Genomic DNA, 18,643 nt, shown 5'->3' with positions numbered 1-18,643 from the left:
GCGGAGCCCCTGATTCGTCGCGGCGCGTCGTCCTCAGGCCGCCACGCCGCCGCGGTTCGGCCCGGCCTCGGGCCGGCGCAGGCTGTCGGCGGTCCGGGCCAGGATCGCGGCGAGGTCGGCCGCCGGGGCGGGCCGGCCGAACAAATTGCCCTGCAGCTCCTGGCAGCCTTCCTCCCGCAGGATCCGCGCCTGCTCGGGGGTCTCGACGCCCTCGGCCAGGACGTCGATCTTCAGGGCGCGCCCGAGCCAGATCATGGCCCGCAGGATCTCGACGCTGCCGCCGTCGCGCGCGAGGCTGCGCACGAAGCCCGGGTCGATCTTGAGCTTGTCGAACGGGAACCGGTGCAGGGTGCCGAGGCTCGAATAGCCGGTCCCGAACTCGTCCATGGCGATCCGCACGCCCGCGGCGCGGAACGCCCGCAGGAGCGACAGGTTCGCGGCGTTGTCCTGCAGCAGCACCGCTTCGGTGATCTCGAGTTCCAGGCGGTCCGGCCTGAGCCCGCTGTCGGCGAGCGCCGCCCGGACATCCGCCTCGAGGCCGAGGCCGGCGCATTGCAGGGGCGACAGGTTGACCGCGACCTTGACCGGGTCCGGCCAGGACGCGGCGGCCCGGCAGGCCGTGGCGAGGATCCAGGCGCCCAGCGGCCCGAGCAGCCCGACCTCCTCGGCCAGCGGGATGAACTCCGCCGGTCCGACCTCGCCGTGCTCGGGATGGTGCCAGCGCGGCAGGGCCTCGAAGCCGTGCAGGGCCTGGCCGTGCGCCCCGACGATCGGCTGGTAGTGCAGCACGAACTGGCCCCCGGCCAGCGCCCCGCGCAAATCGCCCGCGAGCTGCCGGCGGCGCTGGATCTCGACATCCATGGCCGGGTCGAAGAAGCGCCACGTGCCCCGGCCGGCGGCCTTGGCCTGGTACAGGGCGATGTCGGCCTGCCGCAGCAGCGTGGCGGCGGTGCCGGACGGGTCGTCGGCGATGGCGATGCCGATGCTGGTGCCGATCACCAGGGTGTGGCCGTTCACCGTGACCGGCGTCTCGAGCGCCGCCACGAGGCGCCGTGCCAGGCGCGCGGCGTCGGCAGGCAGGGGAGCCGTGCCGAGCACGATGGCGAACTCGTCGCCACCGAGCCGGGCCACGAGGTCGCCGACCGCCACCGTGGCGGCGAACCGGGCCGCCACCGCGCAGAGCAGCGCGTCGCCGACCGGATGCCCGTAGGTGTCGTTCACGACCTTGAAGCCGTCGAGGTCGAGGCACAGCACGGTCGCCGGCGCGCGGGCATCGCAGCTTGCCAGGGCCGCGTCCATGCGCTCCTTCAGGACCAGGCGGTTGGGAAGGCCCGTGAGCGCGTCGTGCCGGGCCATGTGGGCGACCCGGGCCTCGCTCCGGCGGCGCTCGGTGACGTCCTCGTGGGTGCAGAGCCAGCCGCCGCCGGGGATCGGGGCGTGGACCACGTCGACCGCCCGGCCGTCGGCGAAGTCGCAGGTCAGCGAGACCGGCTGGCCCTGCGCGGCGGTGCGCTCGCAGGCCGCCACCAGCGCCCCCGCGGCCGCGGATCCGAGTCCGTTGCGCGGGTCGCTGAGGTGGCCGAGGAGGGCCGGGAGGGCGGTCCCGGGCCGGCGCATCTCCTCCGGGACCGCGTACATCCGCGCGTAGCGGGCGTTCATGACGATGAGGGCGCCGTCCCGGTCGAACAGGCACAGGCCCTGGACCATGTTGTCGAGGGCGATGCCGAACCGGGCGTCCTGGAGCCGCAGCGCCCGCTCGCCCCGCTCGCGCGCCTCGGCCGCGGCCCGGGCCGCCTCGGCCTGGGCGAGCTGATCCTGCGCGCGGGCCTGCCGGCGGCCGAGCAGAACCAGCGCGAGGAGGCCGAGATCGAGCAGGAACGCCGCCACCCCCACGATGGTCGCCTGCTGGTGCGCGGCCGCCAGGCAGGCCTCCGCGGTGCGGCTGATGCTGAGGACCAGCGGGTAGTTCTTCAGGGCGTGGGCGGCGATGAGCCGATCCTGGCCGTCGATCGGGCTGACGGTGCGCAGGACGCCGCCCTGCGCGGTCCGGGCGGTGATCAGGGATGCGCCCGCGCGGGGGAAGATCCGGCCGATCGTCCCTTCGCGGTGCGGATGCCGGACCAGCAGCATGCCGTCGTTGCGGAACAGGGACACCACGGCGTCGTCCGCCGGCGCGATCTGATCGTACAGGCCCTCGAAATAGCTCAGCTCGACCGCGCCCAGGATCAGGCCCAGGAACGTGCCGTCCGGGGCCGCGACCTTCCGGGCGATGTAGATCGTCCAGGCGCCGTCCCCCCGGTTCGGGACCGGGCGGCCGACGTAGCGCTGCAGGGTCGGGTCGGCGGACAGCGCCTTGAAGTAATCCCGGTCGGCGATGTTGACGGCCGGGATCGGCCAGTAGCGGCTGAAGTTGAGCAGCCGTCCGGTCCGGTCCACCAGGGTGATGGCGTTCGCCTGCGGCAGTGCCGCGATCCAGGTCTTCAGCGCCGTGTGCATGGACGGACGGGACGCCGCCTCGGCATAATGCTCGCCGTCGGCGATCCCCGCCTGGCGGAACTCGGCCAGCACGGCGTCCTGGACGAGTTCGATCGCCTGCAGCGCCCGGTCCGCCTGGTCGGCCAGGACCGTGGCGAGGCCGCCGAGGCTGCGCTCGTTGTCGTCGACCGCGCGCGTCTCCAGGTGGGCGATGAACAGGGCGGCCGCGGCCGTAATCACCAGCGCGAGACCGATGGCCGTCCAGGCGCGCAGATCGCAGGTGTGCCGCCACCGCAGCCGGCGCAGATGCCGGGCCGCCCGAGCGACGAACAGGAAGATTGACTTCGAACCCACCAGGTCACGCTCAGACTACGCTCTATAATAGGGCTATATTGTCCCCGTTAATGAGTTGTTGTGCCGAATGCGTAAACCGGCGGACAATCCTGCCATACATCCTTCTCGATGGATGGCCGCCCGCGTTCGCGAACAGGAGGGCGCGAACGCGGGAAGCGGGCGCGGCGCCCGGGTTCGCCTTTCGGCGGGGCGCGTCCGCTCCCTGCCCCGTCCCGAACGGACGAGGCGGGCGCCTACCCAGCCGCGCGCAGGGCCGGGACCGGTGTCAGCCACGCGCCGGTCTCCGGGCGCTCCGCCAGGAGGCGCGTCAGGGCGGCGGCCGGCATCGCCCGCCCGTAGTGGAAGCCCTGGCCGACCTTGCAGCCCAGCGCCCGCAGGACGACCTCCTGGCCCTCGGTCTCGATGCCCTCGGCGACCGTGTCGAGGCCGAGGTCGTTGCCCATCCGGATGATCGCGCGGGTGATCGCGGCGTCGTTGGCCTCGGTGAGCAGGTCGCTCACGAAGGTGCGATCGATCTTCAGGGTCGTCAGCGGGAAGCGCTTGAGGCTGCTCAGCGAGGCGTAGCCGGTGCCGAAATCGTCGAACGCGATCCGAACGCCCATTGCGCGCAGGTCCCGGATCGTCCCGAGGGTGCGGTCGTCGTTCTGCAGCACGACCCGCTCGGTGATCTCCAGCTCCAGCGCCTCCGGCGGGACCCGGTGGCGGGCCAGCGCGTCGGAGACCTCGCGGACGAGGTTTCCCGTCTTGAACTGGGCGGAGAACAGGTTCGCCCCGACCCGGAACGGCGGCAGTCCCTGGTCCCGCCAGGCCGCGATCTGCCGGCAGGCGGCGTCCAGCACCCAGGCGCCGACCGGGAGCGCCAGCGGGCTCATCTTGATGGCCGGGAGGAACGTGCCGGGCAGGAGCAGGCCGCGCTCCGGGTGCTGCCAGCGGAGCAGGGCCTCGGCGCCGACGAGCCGGCCGCTCGTGAGGCAGATCTGCGGCTGGTAGTGCAGCACCAGCTCGTCGCCGTGCAGGGCGCGCAGCAGCGCGTCCTGGGTGTTGCGCAAGGCCGCCGCGGCATGGCGCATCTCGGAGGCGAACATCCGGGCGGCGCCGCCGCCCTCCTGCTTGGCCCGGTACAGCGCGAAATCGGCGCTGGCGAGCAGCTCCTCTCCGTCGCGGCCGTGCTCGGGGGCGAGGGCGAAGCCGATGCTCGCGCCGGCCCGCAGCACGTGCGTCCCGACCACCACCGGGTCCGCCAGCGCGGCCAGGATCGCGGTGGCGCAGGCGCGCGCCGCCAGGGGGTCGCCGGTGCCGGGCAGCAGCACCACGAACTCGTCGCCGCCCAGGCGCGCCATCACGGCCCGGCGCGGCAGCACCGCCGGGATCCGGACCGCGAGCGCCTGCAGGAGCGCATCGCCGACCGCGTGCCCGAGGCTGTCGTTGATCGCCTTGAACCCGTCGAGATCGACCAGCAGCACCGCGAGCGGCTGGCCGCGCCGGTAGAGGTCGTTCAGCAGGGTCTCGAACCGGCGGCGGTTGGTCAGGCCGGTCAGGGCATCCTGGTGGGCGAGGCGGAGCAGGCCGGCCTCCCGCCTGCGCCGCTCCGAGATGTCCCGGATGATGGCGCCGAGATTCGGCCCGCCATCGTCGTGCCAGACGGACAGGGCGATCTCGGCCGGGCATTCCGCGCCGTCCTTGCGCCGGACCATCACCTCGATGGTGCGGCCGGCGACCTTGGCCGCGTCGCCTGCGAAGATCCGCTTCAATCCGGCCGTGTGGGCCGCACGCATGCGCTCGGGCACGATCAGATCGAAGGGCTCCCCCAGCATCTCGTCGTGGGTGTAGCCGAACAGCGCTGCGGCGGCCTGGTTGGCGAACCGGATCCGGCCCTCCCGGCTGATCGCCAGCAGCGCCAGCTCGGTGGCGTTTGCAAAGCCCATCATGGACACCCGCGCCAGCTCGCTGCGCCGCAGGGTCATCTGCTGGACCACCAGGGCGGCGAGGTCGGCGAGCGCCCGGCGGTCCCGGGCCGGGAAGCGCCGGCGCGGCACCGTGTCGGCCACGCACAGCGCCCCCAGCCGGAAGCCGTCCGCGGTGATCAGCGGGGCGCCGGCGTAGAAGCGGACGAAGGGCGGTCCCAAAGCGAGGGGATTGTCGGAGAAGCGCGGATCGCGCCGCGTATCTGGGATGACCAGAAGATCGTCGGACCGGATCGTGTGGGTGCAGAACGAGGCGCCGCGGGCTGTCGGCGCTGGATCGAGACCGACTTGATCGAGGCCCACTTGCGCCTTGATCCATTGATGGTGCTGATCGATCAGCGAGACGTAGGCGATCGGCGCGCGGAACAGCCGCGCCGCCAGCTGGGCGATGGCGTCGAACCGCTCCTCGGGGGCGGTCCCGGCGATCTGGAACGTGCCCAAGGCGTGAAGGCGCAGGGTCTCCTGCTCGGCCAGGACGCATTCCGACGTGGTCGCTGCCGACACCGATTCCGCTCCCGGCCCTTCAGCCCGACCCTCACGGGCGCTGCAGGACACGACCGTAAACAGCGAATCTTATCGTAGGTTTAAATCAGCGGTTGTCGATCCACGGTGATCAATAGAGCCGTTCCCGATCGACTTGTAATCGAGAACGGCTCTAAGTCCTTGATTCGACGCGCTCGCTTGCGCCGAACCGGTATCCACTTCGGCGGCGGGCGCTCTCGCCCGGCCGCAGAAGCCGGCGCGCAGGCCGGTATCCACGACATGGCTCCCGACCGTCTCCGGTCGAGAGCCAGTATCCGGCCGGCCCAAGGCGCGGCGATCCGGTCCGATTGCTGCGGACCGGCTGCGCGAAATCCTCCCTCTGCGCGGAACGGCGCGGAGGGAGATCGGGACCCGGCGGTCAGGCGGCCTCGACGGACTTGCGGCTGGTGCCGCGGCCCTTGGCGGGGGCGGACTCGGCCTTCTCGGCCTTGCGGCGGCCGCCGCGGGCCGGCGCGGGCGCCGAGCCAGCCTCGACGTCCGGCTCCTTCTCGGATTGCTGGGTGCGGCCGGGCTGGCCGAGACCCAGGCTCTTGGCCAGCGCCGAGCGCTGCGCCGAGTAATTCGCCGAGGTGGTCGGATAATCCGCCGGCAGGCCGTACCGCTCGCGGTAGCCCTGCGGATCGAGGCCGTGCTTGGTCAGGTGGCGCTTCAGCGTCTTGTACGACTTGCCGTCGATGAAGCTGACGAGGCCATCCGGGCGGATCGACTTGCGGACCTGCGCCGGGGTCGGCCGCTCGACAGTGTCTTCCGCCGCGGCGGAAGGCCCGGAGCCGATGGAATTCAGCGCCTCATGGATGCTCGCGATCAGCGACGGCAATTCGGTCGGGGGCAGGGAATTGTTGGCGACATAGGCCGCAACGACGTCCACGGTCCGTTCGATATAGTGCGCCTGGGATGCGGACGCTTCTTCGGACATTCTTGCTTTCCTTAAGCTGGATGGGTGCGGAGATGGTGACTTACTGCGAGTTAAGACAGCCGCAGGAAAAAGCAAGGTGATCCATACAATTCCGTGTGATCGATTGAAAGTTCAGGTCTACATCGGCCGGCCAAGGTTACAGGTTGAAGTTGCATTGGCGCCATTATCCAGGCACTTGCGCGGCGCTATATCCTGGCCCGCGCGACGAATGCTGGCACTGGCTCGGAACGAGGTTTTCGTTGGTGGGAGAGACCGTTACGGCCAAGATCAGCAGTTCCCGCGGGGGGTCTTGGCGCGACTTTCCCGACCGTTGACCGGTCTTGCCGCCGCGCCGCAAAATATTTTTGCAGGATCGCCGATCGCCTGTGGGTTCCGGCACCGTTGAGGGCCGGATCCGGGCTCAGGCGAAGGACTTGCGGGGGTCGAACGCGTCGCGCACTGCTTCGCCGGCAAAGACCAGGAGGCTCAGCATCACGGCGATGACCAGGAATCCGGTGAGCCCGAGCCATGGGGCCGTCAGGTTGTCCTTGCCCTGTGCCAGCAGTTCCCCGAGGGAGGGCGAGCCCGGCGGCAGGCCGAAGCCTAGAAAGTCCAGGGAAGTCAGCGTGGTGATCGAGCCGTTCAGGATGAACGGCAGGAAGGTCAGCGTCGCCACCATGGCGTTGGGCAGCAGGTGGACCGTCATGATGCGCAGGTTCGACAGGCCGAGCGCCCGCGCGGCCCGGACGTATTCGAAGTTCCGCGCCCGCAGGAACTCGGCGCGCACGACGCTGACCAGCGCCACCCACGAGAACAGCAGCATGATCCCGAGCAGGACGAAGAAGCCGGGGGCGATGAAGGCCGAGATGATGATGATCAGGTAGAGGGTCGGGATCCCGCCCCAGACCTCGATGAACCGCTGGAACGCGAGATCGACCCAGCCGCCGAAATAGCCCTGCACGGCCCCGGCCACGACCCCGATCGCCGAGGAGACCGCGGCCAGGATCAGCCCGAACAGCACCGAGATGCGGAACCCGTAGATCACCCGCGCCAGCACGTCCCGGGTGGTGTTGTCGGTGCCGAGCCAGTGCCACGGGATGTCGGCGCAGGTCGCCCCGCCGAGTTTTTCCGCCACCGGCCTGCACTGCGCGTCCGAGAGCATCCAGGTCGGCGGCGACGGCGAGGGCGTCGGCAGGTCCTCGTTGATCGTGTCGTAGGAGAACCGGATCGGCGGCCAGAGCGCCCAGCCGTGCTCGGCGATCTCCTTGCGGATCTCGGGCGACCGGAAATCCGTGACCGCCAGGAAGCCGCCGAACTTCTCCTCCGGGTAGTCCACCAGCACCGGGACCAGCCACTCGCCCTTGTAGGACAGGACGATCGGGCGGTCGTTGGCGATGAACTCGGCGAACAGGCTGAGGACGAACAGGGCCGCGAAGATCAGGAACGACCAGGAACCGAGGCGGTTGCGGCGGAAGTTGTCGAGCCGGCGCCGGTTGAGCGGCGACAGCCAGCCGCGCCCGCCCGAAACCGGGGCCGGCGCGGGAACGGCCTCATCGGGCCGCAGGACGATCGGCTGGGCGCCCGGCAACGGCGCCGGGACGACCTCGCTCTCGCCGGGGCGCGCGATCTCGTTCATGGCTGCCCCTGCAGAACTGGACGATTCTCGCTGTGGCAGCGCAGGCTACCGGATCCAGACGATACCGGAGGAGCCGCGACGAGCCCCCTCTCCCGTGCGGGAGAGGGGGCTCGCGGCTGGCACGCGCCGATGTGAAGATATCGCAGGTCACAAAGGGGAGCAGGCGCGAGTCGGCGGCTACCGCCCTTCGCCCATCGCGAACCCCAGAAAAGACTCAGGTGTCGAGACGGGTCGCGGTGCCCTCGATTTCGTTCGGGCGGATTCCGCCGGTGCGCTCCATCCAGTGGCGCAGCAGGCGGACGTTGCGGCGGTTGGCCTTGAAGGCGGCGTCGAACAGGTCGCCCGCCAGGGGCACCACCCCGAGCAGACCGTCGAAGGCGACGTTGAGCCCCATCCGGGCCACCAGCCAGCGGGGCGCGCCCAGGCGCTTGGCCTCGTAGACGATGAACGAGGAGATCACCATGCCGGCCACGTCGCCGATCACCGGCACGAGGCCGATCAGCGCGTCGAACCCGACCCGCCGGTTGATCCCCGGGATCACGAAGGCCGTGTCCATGAAGTGCGCCAGCGTCTCCAGCCGGGCGAGGCTGGCCTCGCGGTCGAGATCGGCCGACAGGAATGGCGGCAGGCGCGCCGACGCACTGCCGGGAAAGGTCTTGGAGCCAGGAAAGGTCTTGGCGCCAGGAAAGGTCTTGGCACCGGCGGAGGGGCCGGTCCGGGAAGCCTGGGAGAAGTCCATCGCGGGGATCCGTCGGAGAGCCATCACCCTCAACGAGGTGGCCCCCCCGGGAGATCCCCGCAAGCAAAGCGCCTGCGACCATCATGCCGCACCCCCGGCCACGCCCCGCATCCGCGCGAGGGCGGTGTCCAGGGTGGCGTCGGCCTTGGCGAAGCACAGGCGCACGAGGCTGCGCACGGAGCCGTCCGGGTAGAACGCGCTCACCGGGATCGCGGCGACGCCGTGACGGGTGACCAGTGCCTCGCAGAAGGCGACGTCGTCGGCGTAGCCGAGCCCCGTGATGTCGATGTTGAGGAACCACGTGGCCTGCGCCGGCAGGACCCGGAAGCCGAGGTCGCGCAGGCCGGAGGCCAGCCGGTCGCGGGAGGCCGCGTAGCCCGCCCGCATGGCCTCGAACCACGGCTCGGGCTTGCCGAGGCCGTACGCCACCGCCTCCTGTAGGTTGGGGGGCGTGGTGAAGGTGAGGAACTGGTGCGCCTTGGCCAGGACCGGCATCAGCCGGGCATCGGCCATCACGAAGCCGACCTTCCAGCCGGTGAGCGAGAAGATCTTTCCCGCCGAGCCGATCTTGACCGTCCGCTCGCGCATCCCGGGTAGCGCCATCAGCGGCCGGTGGCGGGCGCCGTCGAAGACCACGTGCTCCCAGACCTCGTCGCAGATCGCGGTGACATCGAACCGCGTGCAGTACTGGGCGAGCAGCGCCAGGTCGTCCGGGTTGAACAGGGTCGCGCTCGGATTGAGCGGATTATTGAGCACCACGACCTTCGTGCGCGGGCCGAACGCGGCGGCCAGCGCAACCTTGTCGAGCCGGAAGGACGGCGGCTGCAGGGCCACGATCCGCGGCACGCCGCCCGCCCGCTGCACCAGCGGCAGGTAGGCGTCGTACATCGGCGCGAACAGCACGACCTCGTCGCCGGGCTCGATCAGCGCCAGCAGGGCCCCGGCGAGCGCCTCGGTCGCCCCGGAGGTCACCATCACCTCGGTCTCGGGATCGAGGGCGAGGTCCTGGTGCCGGGCGTAATGCGTGGCCACGGCCTCGCGCAGGGCCGGCAGCCCCATCATCGGCGGATACTGGTTCCAGCCGTCCATGAGCGCCCGGGCGCCGCGCTCGCGCACGTCCGCGGGGCCGGGATCGTCGGGAAAGCCCTGCCCGAGATTGACCGCGTCGTGGGCGCGGGCGAGCCGCGACATGGTCTCGAACACCGTGGTCGGCAGGGCGGCGAAGACCGGATTCATGCGAGGCGGGACGCCGCTTGGGGCGCGGGAGACAGGCTGGACATCGTCGGGATGTAGCATGGGGTCGGCGGCGTGCGGAATGTGCGCGCCCGCACAGACCCATCCATCCGGGCGAACGGCGGGGCTGACGAATGTTGACATTCATCAGTCGTAACGTAGGTTCGTCTCACGGCCGGAGCGGCGCTCTCGTCGGCGGGGCTTTGCCCCCTCGCTCCGTCAGCGAGACGCCGCTCCGGTCCTCTCAGAGGGCCATCGATCTCCGGATCGGTGGCCCTTTCGGCATGTGATGGGTCGCGCGCTCTGGTAGCGTGTCCGGCCCACCGGATGCGACCATGCGGACGACGCACGCCTTATGCCTTGCCCTGCTGATCGCCGGCCTGGGCCTCGCCCTCCGGCTCGGCCTGCCGGTGGCGCCCGTGGACGCGCCGTTCCGCGCGGTGCTGAAGGCCTATGCGGCACCGGATCCGTCCGCCGCGGAGCCCAGCAACACGGCTGAAACCTCCACGCCCTAGTGACGGCACATTGGCCGGGCATCCGATACGCCCCGGCGATGGAATATGCCGCAGCCGCCGGACACCGTCCGGCCCGTATAGCCGCGTAGGCCGATGCCACCGTCCGGGCCGCCGAAGCGTAGGCGGCCGGAACATGCGCCATGGGGGCGTGCACAGCGAGGGATAGGGTGCCGTCGGTCGCGCAGGCGTCCGGCATGTGCTCTAGTCAGGCATGAACGAGAGTTCACCGATCCGCACCGATACGGCGCGCGCCTACCAGCCCGGCGAGGCGCCGGCGCGCGACGTCCGCACGCGGCGCTTCCGGCCGATCCGCTGGCTCGTGATCCTGGCCCTGCTGGCGGGCGCCGGGGCGATCGGCCACCGCTGGTACGAAGCGCGCACCGAGAAGGCCGCCGAGCCGGCCACGGCCCACAAGGGCGGCGGCCGCGGCGGGCGGCACGGCGGCGGCGACATGGCGCAGGCGGTGGGCGTCGCCCCGGTGACGACCGGCGACATGCCGGTGGTGCTCCAGGGCCTCGGCACCGTGACGCCGCTCGCCACCGTGACGGTGAAGTCGCAGATCAGCGGCTACCTGATGGCGGTGAAGTTCCGCGAGGGCCAGACCGTCAAGGCCGGCGACGAGCTCGCCCTGGTCGATTCCCGGCCCTACGAGGCGCTGCTCGCCCAGTATCAGGGCCAGCTCGCCCGCGACCAGGCGCTGCTGCAGAACTCGAAGCTCGACCTCCAGCGTTACCAGACCCTGAACCGGCAGGATTCGATCTCGAAGCAGAACGTCGACACGCAAGCCGCCCTGGTCAAGCAGAACGAGGGCACGGTGGCGGCCGACCAGGCGCTGGTCGACCAGCAGAAGCTCAATATCGCCTACACCCACATCACCGCGCCGGTGGACGGCCGGGTCGGCCTGCGGCAGGTCGATCAGGGCAACTACATCTCGGCCGCCTCCACGGCGATCGTGGTGGTGACCCAGCTCCACCCGATCTCGGTGATCTTCACCCTGCCGGAGGACGACGTGGCCCGGGTGATGCGCCAGGTGCGGGCCGGGGCCAAGCTCGCGGTGCGCGCCTACGACCGCGGCGACGCCCACCAGATCGCGCTCGGCTCCCTCGACACCGTCGACAACCAGATCGACACGACCACCGGCACGGTGAAGCTGCGGGCGCAGTTCGACAACGCCGACGAGGAGCTGTTCCCGAACCAGTTCGTCAACGCCAAGCTCACCGTCGACACGGTGCGGGCCGCGACGCTGGTGCCGAATTCCGGCCTGCTGCAGGGCACGCCCGGCACCTACGTCTACCTGATGGACGGGGACAGCAAGGTCACGGTCCGGCCGATCAAGACCGGTGAGACCGACGGGACCAACACCGTCGTGGTCTCCGGCCTGAAGCCGGGCGACCGGATCGTCACCGACGGCACCGACCGGCTCAAGGACGGCGCCGAGGTCCGGATCACGGACGGCGCGCAGGCGGCGGGCGCGACCGGCGCTGTCACCGGCGCGGGGGACAAGCCCGGCGGAAAGCCGGCCGCCGGACCGGACGGGGCGGCCGAGACCGCGCCTCCGGCAGCGCCGGAGGGCGGCCGCCGGCACGGGCGCCGGTCGGCGCAGTGAGCCCGGCCATGGTGCGCCTGCCATGAACCCGTCCCGCCTCTTCATCCTCCGTCCGGTCGCCACGACGCTGCTGATGCTGGCGATCCTGATCGTCGGCGGCGTCTCGTACCTGAACCTGCCGGTCTCGGCGCTGCCCGCCGTCGATTACCCGACGATCCAGGTCCAGACCTTCTATCCGGGCGCGAGCCCCGAGGTGATGACCTCCTCGGTCACGGCGCCGCTGGAGCGGCAGTTCGGCCAGCTCGCCAACCTCAACCAGATGACCTCGCAATCCTCGGCGGGCGCCTCGGTCATCACGCTGCAGTTCAACCTCGACCTGCCCCTCGACATCGCCGAGCAGCAGGTCCAGGCGGCGATCAACGCCGCCGGCAACCTTCTGCCCTCGGACCTGCCGGCGCCACCGATCTACGCCAAGGTCAACCCGGCCGACGCCCCGGTCCTGACCCTGGCCCTCACGTCGAAGACCCTGCCACTGACCCAGGTGCGCGACCTCGCGGAATCGCGGCTCGCCCAGAAGATCAGTCAGGTGGCCGGCGTCGGCCTGGTCAGCATCTCGGGAGGCCAGCGGCCGGCGATCCGGGTGCGGTTCAACGCCCGGGCGCTCGCCGCCTACGGGCTGAACATCGACGACCTGCGCACCACCATCACCAACCTCAACGTCAACACCCCCAAGGGCTCGATCGACGGGCCGAAGCAATCCTACGCGATCAACGCCAACGACCAGATCCGCGACCCGAAGGCCTACAACGCCGCGATCATCGCGTATCGCAACGGCGCCCCGGTGATGCTCTCGGAGGTCGCCGACGTGGTCGAGGGGCCGGAGAACACCAAGCTCGGGGCCTGGGCCGACACCACGCCCGCGGTGATCCTCAACATCCAGCGCCAGCCGGGCGCCAACGTCATCGCCACGGTCGACAAGATCAAGGCGCTGCTGCCGCAGATGCAGGCGAGCCTGCCGACCTCCGTCGCGGTGGCGCCGCTCACCGACCGTACCACCACGATCCGGGCCTCCGTGGAGGACGTGCAGTTTGAGCTGGGGCTGGCGATCGCGCTGGTCGTGCTGGTGATCTTCCTGTTCCTGCGCAGCCTGTCGGCGACGCTGATCCCGAGCCTGTCGGTGCCCCTGTCGCTGATCGGCGCCCTGTCGGTGATGGACCTGTACGGCTTCTCCCTCGACAACCTGTCGCTGATGGCCCTCACCATCGCCACCGGCTTCGTGGTCGACGACGCCATCGTGGTGATCGAGAACATCGCCCGCCACGTGGAGGCCGGCGATTCGCCCCTGGAAGCGTCCCTGAAGGGGTCGCGCGAGATCGGCTTCACCATCATCTCGCTCACCGTCTCGCTGATCGCGGTGCTGATCCCGCTGCTGTTCATGGGCGACGTGGTCGGGCGCCTGTTCCACGAATTCGCCATCACGCTGGCCGCCACCATCGTGATCTCCGCGGTCGTGTCGCTGACCCTGGTGCCGATGCTGTGCGCGCGCCTGCTCAAGCACGCGCCCGAGGCCAAGGTCCGCCGCCGCGAGGGCGTGTTCGCGCGCGCCGGCCGGCGCGCCATCGACGGTACGATCGCCGCCTACGGCCGCGCGCTCCGGGTGGTGCTGAACCATCAGGGCCTGACCCTGCTGGTGGCGCTCGGCACCCTGGTGCTGACCGTCTACCTGTTCGTGGTCATCCCCAAGGGGTTCTTCCCGGTCCAGGATACCGGGGTGATCCAGGGCATCACGCAGGCGGACCAGTCCGTCTCCTACGCGGCCATGGCCGAGCGCCAGCAGCGTATGGCTGCGCTGATCCTCAAGGACCCGGACGTCGCCAGCCTATCCTCGTTCATCGGGGTCGACGGCCAGAACGTCACGCTCAATTCCGGCCGGATGCTGATCAACCTCAAGCCGCGCGACCAGCGGACGGACTCGGCCGGCGCGATCATCCGGCGGATCACGGAGGCGGCCCGGGCCGAGCCCGGCATGCGCCTGTACATGCAGCCGGTCCAGGACCTGACCATCGACACCGCGGTCTCGGCGACCCAGTACCAGCTCATCCTCGAGACCCCGAACCTCAACGATTTCGAGACCTGGGTGCCGCGCTTCACCGAGGCCCTGGCGAAATCCCCCGTGGTCGCCGACGTGGCGAGCGACCACCAGGCGCAGGGGCTCGCCGCCTACGTCACCATCGACCGGCCCACCGCCGGCCGCTACGGCATCACCCCGGCGACCATCGACAACGCCCTCTACGACGCCTTCGGCCAGCGGATCATCTCGACCATCTTCACCCAGTCCAACCAGTACCGGGTGATCCTGGAGGCCAACCCGAACCTGCACACCACCCTGCGCAGCCTCGAGACGATCTACCTGCCATCCTCGACGGCGACCAACGGCCAGGTGCCGCTCTCCGCGGTGGCGCGGATCAGCGAGCGGCGGGCGCCCCTGCTGATCTCGCATCTCGGCCAGTTCCCCGCCACCACGGTGTCGTTCAACCTGGCCCCCGGGGCGGCCCTCGGGCAGGCGGTCGAGGCGATCGAGCAGGCCAAGGCCGCGATCGACCTGCCGCCCTCGTTCCGGGTGGTGCCGCAGGGCTCGGTCTTCGCCTTCCAGTCGGCGCTCAGCAACGAGCTGTTCCTGGTGCTCGCGGCGATCATCACCGTCTACATCGTGCTGGGCGTGCTCTACGAGAGCTTCATCCACCCGATCACGATCCTGTCGACGCTGCCCTCGGCCGGCATCGGGGCGCTGCTGGGCCTGATGCTGTTCGGGCTGTCCCTCGACATCATCGCGGTGATCGGCATCGTGCTCCTGATCGGCATCGTGAAGAAGAACGCGATCATGATGATCGACTTCGCGCTCCAGGCCGAGCGCGAGGACGGGCTCGATCCCCGGGAGGCGATCTTCCAGGCCTGCCTGCTGCGTTTCCGCCCGATCCTGATGACGACGCTGGCCGCCCTGTTCGCGGCTGTGCCGCTGATCCTCGGCACCGGCGTCGGCTCGGAGCTGCGCCAGCCGCTCGGCATCTGCATCGCCGGCGGCCTGATCGTCAGCCAGGTGCTGACCCTGTTCACGACCCCGGTGATTTATCTGGCCTTCGACCGGCTGGAGCGCCGGATCGCCGGACGGCGGGGGCCGGATGTCGCGGCCGGCGAGGCGCTCCCGTGAACATCTCCGAGCCGTTCATCCGCCGGCCGGTCGCGACCACGCTGCTCACGATCGGCGTGCTGCTCGCCGGCCTGTTCGCGTTCCTGAAGCTGCCGGTGGCGCCGCTGCCGCAGATCGACTTCCCCGTGATCCTGGTCCAGGCCCAGATGCCGGGCGGAAGCCCTGAAACCATGGCGACCACCGTGGCGGCGCCGCTCGAACGGCGGCTCGGCGCCATCGCGGACGTCAACGAGATGACGTCCACGAACTCGCTCGGCTCCACCCGGATCGTGCTGCTGTTCGGCCTGAACCGGGACATCGACGGCGCGGCGCGCGACGTCCAGGCGGCGATCAACGCGGCGCGCGCCGACCTGCCGGCCTCGCTCCGGCAGAACCCGACCTACCGCAAGTTCAACCCCGCCGACACGCCGATCATCATCCTCGGCATGACCTCGGACACGCTGACCCGCGGCCAGGTCTATGATTCGGCCGCCACCGTGGTGCAGCAGAAGCTGTCGCAGCTGCCCGGCGTCGGCAACGTCGATATCGGCGGCTCGTCCCTGCCGGCGGTGCGGGTGGAGCTCGATCCCACCGCCCTGTTCAACTACGGCATCGGCCTGGAGGGCATCCGGGCGGCGCTCGCCTCGGCCAACGCCAACTCGCCCAAGGGCGAGATCGACGCCGGGGGCCGGCGCTACCAGCTCTACGCCAACGACCAGGGCCGCAAGGCCGAGGATTACCGTGACATCATCGTGGCTTACCGCAACGGCGCGGCGGTGAAGCTCACGGATGTGGGCCAGGTGCTCGACGGCGTCGAGGACAAGCGCAACCTGGGCATCGTCAACGGCAAGGCCGGGGTGCTGCTGTTCGTCTACAAGCAGCCCGGCGCCAACGTGGTCGAGACCATCGACGCGGTGAAGAAGGCGCTGCCGCAGCTCACCGCGGCGCTGCCGGGCGGCATCGACATCAAGCTCACCGGCGACCGCAGCGCCACGATCCGGGCGTCGCTCGCGGCCACCGAGGAGACGCTGCTGGTGGCGGTCGGCCTCGTGATCCTGGTGGTGTTCGCCTTCCTGCGCTCCGGCCGGGCGACCCTGATCCCCGCGGTGGCGGTGCCGATCTCGATCATCGGCACCTTCTCGGCGATGTACCTGCTCGGCTACTCGCTCAATATCCTGTCGCTCACGGCCCTGATCATTGGCACCGGCTTCGTGGTCGACGACGCCATCGTGGTGCTGGAGAACGTCCAGCGCCACATCGAGGACGGCAAGCCTCGGATGGAGGCGGCGCTGATCGGCGCCCGGGAGGTCGGCTTCACGGTGATCTCGATGAGCCTGTCGCTCATCGCGGTGTTCCTGCCGATCCTGCTGATGGGTGGCCTGATCGGGCGGATCTTCCAGGAATTCTCCGTCACCCTGTCGCTGTCGATCCTGATTTCCTTGGTGTTGTCGCTGACCACGACGCCGATGATGTGCGCGCGGCTGCTGCGGCCGGAGGGGCACGGACGCGCGGCGGGACGCCGGCCGAACGTCCTGATCCGCGTCTTGGAGGGCGGCTTCTCCTGGCTGCTCGACGCCTATGCCCGGACTCTGTCGGTGGCGCTCGCCCATCCGCGGCTGGTGCTGCTGAGCCTGCTCGCCACCGTGGGGCTCAACGTCTACCTCTACATCATCGTGCCGAAGGGGTTCTTCCCCGAGCAGGATACCGGCCAGATGATGGGCGGCGTCCAGGCCGACCAGCGCATCTCGTTCCAGTCCATGGAGACCAAGCTCCGGCAGGCCACCACCATCGTGGGCGCGGATCCGGCGGTGGAGAGCGTCGTCGGCTTCACGGGCGGGCGCGGCACCAACTCGGCCAACGTGTTCATCGGGCTCAAGCCCATCGGCGAGCGGGCGCCGATCTCGGCCGTGATGGCGCGGCTCCGACCGAAGCTAGCCCAGGTCGCGGGCGCGCGCCTCTACGTCTTCCCGCGCCAGGACCTGCAGATGGGCGGCCGCCAGAGCTTCGCCCAGTATCAGTACACCCTCCAGGGCGACACCGCCGAGGAGCTGTTCGCCGCGGCCCCGAAGCTGGTCGCCGCCCTCCAGAAGGACCCGACCTTCGCGGACGTCACCTCCGATCAGCAGGAGGGGGGGCTGGAGACCCGGGTGGTGATCGACCGCGCCACCGCGTTCCGGTACGGCATCACCCCGAACAAGATCGACAACACCCTGTACGACGCCTTCGGCCAGCGCCAGGTCTCGACCATATACAACCCCCTGAACCAGTACCACGTCGTGATGGAGATCGCCCCGCGCTACCTGGAATCCCCCGAGACGCTGAAGCAGATCTTCGTCTCGACCTCCGGGGGCAACGCGCCGGGCGCGGCCATCACCAACGCGGTGGCCGGCACCGTCGCGGCGGCGGGCGGCGTCAACACCAACGCGGCCACCGGCACCAGCAGCCCGGGGAGCGGCGCCGCGTCCTCCACGGGGGCCACGACCGCCACGGGGGCGGTCGGCGGCCCGTCCACCGGAGCCGCCGCGGCGGCGGCCACCAACACGGCCGATGCCGCTTCGAACGCCGCCGCGATCGCGTCCGACTCCGCCCGCAACGCCTCCTCCAACGCCATCGCGGCGAGCAAGGGCGGCGCCTCCTCGAGCGCGCCGGTCTCGTCCGCCAAGGAGACCATGGTGCCGCTCTCGGCCTTCGCCCGGATCGAGCCGGGCAGCGCCCCCGTGCAGGTGAGCCACCAGGGCCTGTTCGTCGCCACGACGATCTCGTTCAACCTCGCGCCGGGCAAGAGCCTGTCGGACGCCACCGCGGCGATCGACCGGGCGATGGCGTCCCTGCGCCTGCCGGCGACGATCCACGGCGAGTATGCGGGCGCGGCCAAGAACTACGTGGCCTCGGCCTCGCGCCAGCCGCTGCTGATCCTGGCCGCGATCCTGGCGGTCTACGCGGTGCTGGGCATCCTGTACGAGAGCTTCGTGCACCCGCTGACGATCCTCTCGACCCTGCCGTCGGCCGGCGTCGGCGCGGTGCTGGCCCTGCTGGTGACCGGCACCGAATTCACCATCATCGCGCTGATCGCGGTGTTCCTGCTCATCGGCATCGTGAAGAAGAACGCGATCATGATGATCGACGTGGCGCTCGACGCCGAGCGGACCCGGGGCGCAAATCCCGTGGATGCGATCCGCGAGGCCTGTCTCGTGCGCTTCCGGCCGATCATGATGACCACGCTCGCCGCCATGCTGGGGGCCGTGCCGCTGATCCTGGCCACCGGCGAGGGGGCCGAGCTGCGCCGGCCGCTCGGCATCGCCATCGTGGGCGGATTGATCGTGAGCCAGATCCTGACCCTGTACACCACCCCCGTCGTCTACCTGACCCTCGACCGCCTCCGGCACCGGGTGCTCGCCCGGCGCCGCGGCGCCGGGCCCGGCGGCGCAGCGGCATTGCCGGCCGGAGAGTGATGCGTTCGTTTTCACGTGAAACACCGGCGGCACCCGCGCGCGCGCCTATGTCTTCGGGCTCTGCGGGCTCCCCTCACGCGTCGGCGACACATGAGGCGCAGGTC

General features: G+C 70.5%; 10 protein-coding genes. 4 read left to right on the top strand and 6 right to left on the bottom strand.

Annotated elements, in window-relative coordinates:
• Window positions 1-33: 33 nt before the first annotated feature.
• The 6 genes from MFF40_RS13325 to MFF40_RS13300 form a co-directional block, all read right to left on the bottom strand.
• Window positions 34-2,829, bottom strand: a complete 2,796-nt coding sequence (locus MFF40_RS13325; RefSeq protein ID WP_147897541.1) for a bifunctional diguanylate cyclase/phosphodiesterase — start codon at window positions 2,827-2,829, stop codon at window positions 34-36.
• A 233-nt stretch (window positions 2,830-3,062) separates the two neighbouring features.
• On the bottom strand, window positions 3,063-5,297 hold the full coding sequence (locus tag MFF40_RS13320) for a putative bifunctional diguanylate cyclase/phosphodiesterase (RefSeq protein WP_147897542.1): 2,235 nt from the start codon (window positions 5,295-5,297) through the stop codon (window positions 3,063-3,065).
• Between the two features lie 397 nt (window positions 5,298-5,694).
• On the bottom strand, window positions 5,695-6,252 hold the full coding sequence (locus MFF40_RS13315; protein ID WP_147897543.1) for a Ros/MucR family transcriptional regulator: 558 nt from the start codon (window positions 6,250-6,252) through the stop codon (window positions 5,695-5,697).
• A 400-nt stretch (window positions 6,253-6,652) separates the two neighbouring features.
• On the bottom strand, window positions 6,653-7,867 hold the full coding sequence (locus tag MFF40_RS13310) for an ABC transporter permease (RefSeq protein WP_147856273.1): 1,215 nt from the start codon (window positions 7,865-7,867) through the stop codon (window positions 6,653-6,655).
• A gap of 214 nt (window positions 7,868-8,081) precedes the next feature.
• The gene (locus MFF40_RS13305) at window positions 8,082-8,606 is read right to left on the bottom strand and encodes a DUF4112 domain-containing protein (protein WP_147856272.1); all 525 of its coding nucleotides are present in this window, start codon (window positions 8,604-8,606) and stop codon (window positions 8,082-8,084) included.
• An 81-nt stretch (window positions 8,607-8,687) separates the two neighbouring features.
• Window positions 8,688-9,842 carry an aminotransferase gene (locus MFF40_RS13300; protein WP_238260819.1) on the bottom strand — a complete coding sequence of 385 codons (1,155 nt, stop codon included), beginning with the start codon at window positions 9,840-9,842 and terminating at the stop codon, window positions 8,688-8,690.
• Between the two features lie 332 nt (window positions 9,843-10,174).
• On the opposite strand from MFF40_RS13300, the gene MFF40_RS13295 reads away from it, so the two are divergent.
• From MFF40_RS13295 to MFF40_RS13280, 4 genes are all read left to right on the top strand, one after another.
• Window positions 10,175-10,354, top strand: coding sequence for a hypothetical protein (locus MFF40_RS13295; protein ID WP_147856270.1), 180 nt, complete (start codon window positions 10,175-10,177; stop codon window positions 10,352-10,354).
• A 211-nt stretch (window positions 10,355-10,565) separates the two neighbouring features.
• Complete coding sequence (locus MFF40_RS13290; RefSeq protein WP_238260817.1) at window positions 10,566-11,960, top strand: MdtA/MuxA family multidrug efflux RND transporter periplasmic adaptor subunit; 1,395 nt, start codon at window positions 10,566-10,568, stop codon at window positions 11,958-11,960.
• A 22-nt stretch (window positions 11,961-11,982) separates the two neighbouring features.
• A complete protein-coding gene (locus MFF40_RS13285; protein ID WP_147856034.1) occupies window positions 11,983-15,108 on the top strand; it encodes an MdtB/MuxB family multidrug efflux RND transporter permease subunit in 3,126 nt (1,041 codons plus the stop codon).
• Window positions 15,105-18,539, top strand: coding sequence for an efflux RND transporter permease subunit (locus tag MFF40_RS13280; RefSeq protein WP_147897548.1), 3,435 nt, complete (start codon window positions 15,105-15,107; stop codon window positions 18,537-18,539). The genes MFF40_RS13285 and MFF40_RS13280 overlap by 4 nt, the downstream gene beginning before the upstream one ends.
• Window positions 18,540-18,643 lie beyond the last annotated feature (104 nt).

The sequence above is a fragment of the Methylobacterium mesophilicum genome, assembly GCF_022179445.1.
Taxonomy (GTDB): Bacteria; Pseudomonadota; Alphaproteobacteria; order Rhizobiales; family Beijerinckiaceae; genus Methylobacterium; species Methylobacterium mesophilicum.
The sequence above is the reverse complement of the archived record's forward strand: the minus strand, read 5'-3'. Positions and strand labels throughout refer to the sequence as shown.

Bases quoted from the DNA above. Each gene is read 5' to 3' on its own strand.
- MFF40_RS13315 (WP_147897543.1), bottom strand. From the start codon at position 6,252: ATGTCCGAAGAAGCGTCCGCATCCCAGGCGCACTATATCGAACGGACC.
- MFF40_RS13290 (WP_238260817.1), top strand. From the start codon at position 10,566: ATGAACGAGAGTTCACCGATCCGCACCGATACGGCGCGCGCCTACCAG.
- MFF40_RS13295 (WP_147856270.1), top strand. From the start codon at position 10,175: ATGCGGACGACGCACGCCTTATGCCTTGCCCTGCTGATCGCCGGCCTG.
- MFF40_RS13285 (WP_147856034.1), top strand. From the start codon at position 11,983: ATGAACCCGTCCCGCCTCTTCATCCTCCGTCCGGTCGCCACGACGCTG.
- MFF40_RS13310 (WP_147856273.1), bottom strand. From the start codon at position 7,867: ATGAACGAGATCGCGCGCCCCGGCGAGAGCGAGGTCGTCCCGGCGCCG.
- MFF40_RS13300 (WP_238260819.1), bottom strand. From the start codon at position 9,842: ATGAATCCGGTCTTCGCCGCCCTGCCGACCACGGTGTTCGAGACCATG.
- MFF40_RS13305 (WP_147856272.1), bottom strand. From the start codon at position 8,606: ATGGACTTCTCCCAGGCTTCCCGGACCGGCCCCTCCGCCGGTGCCAAG.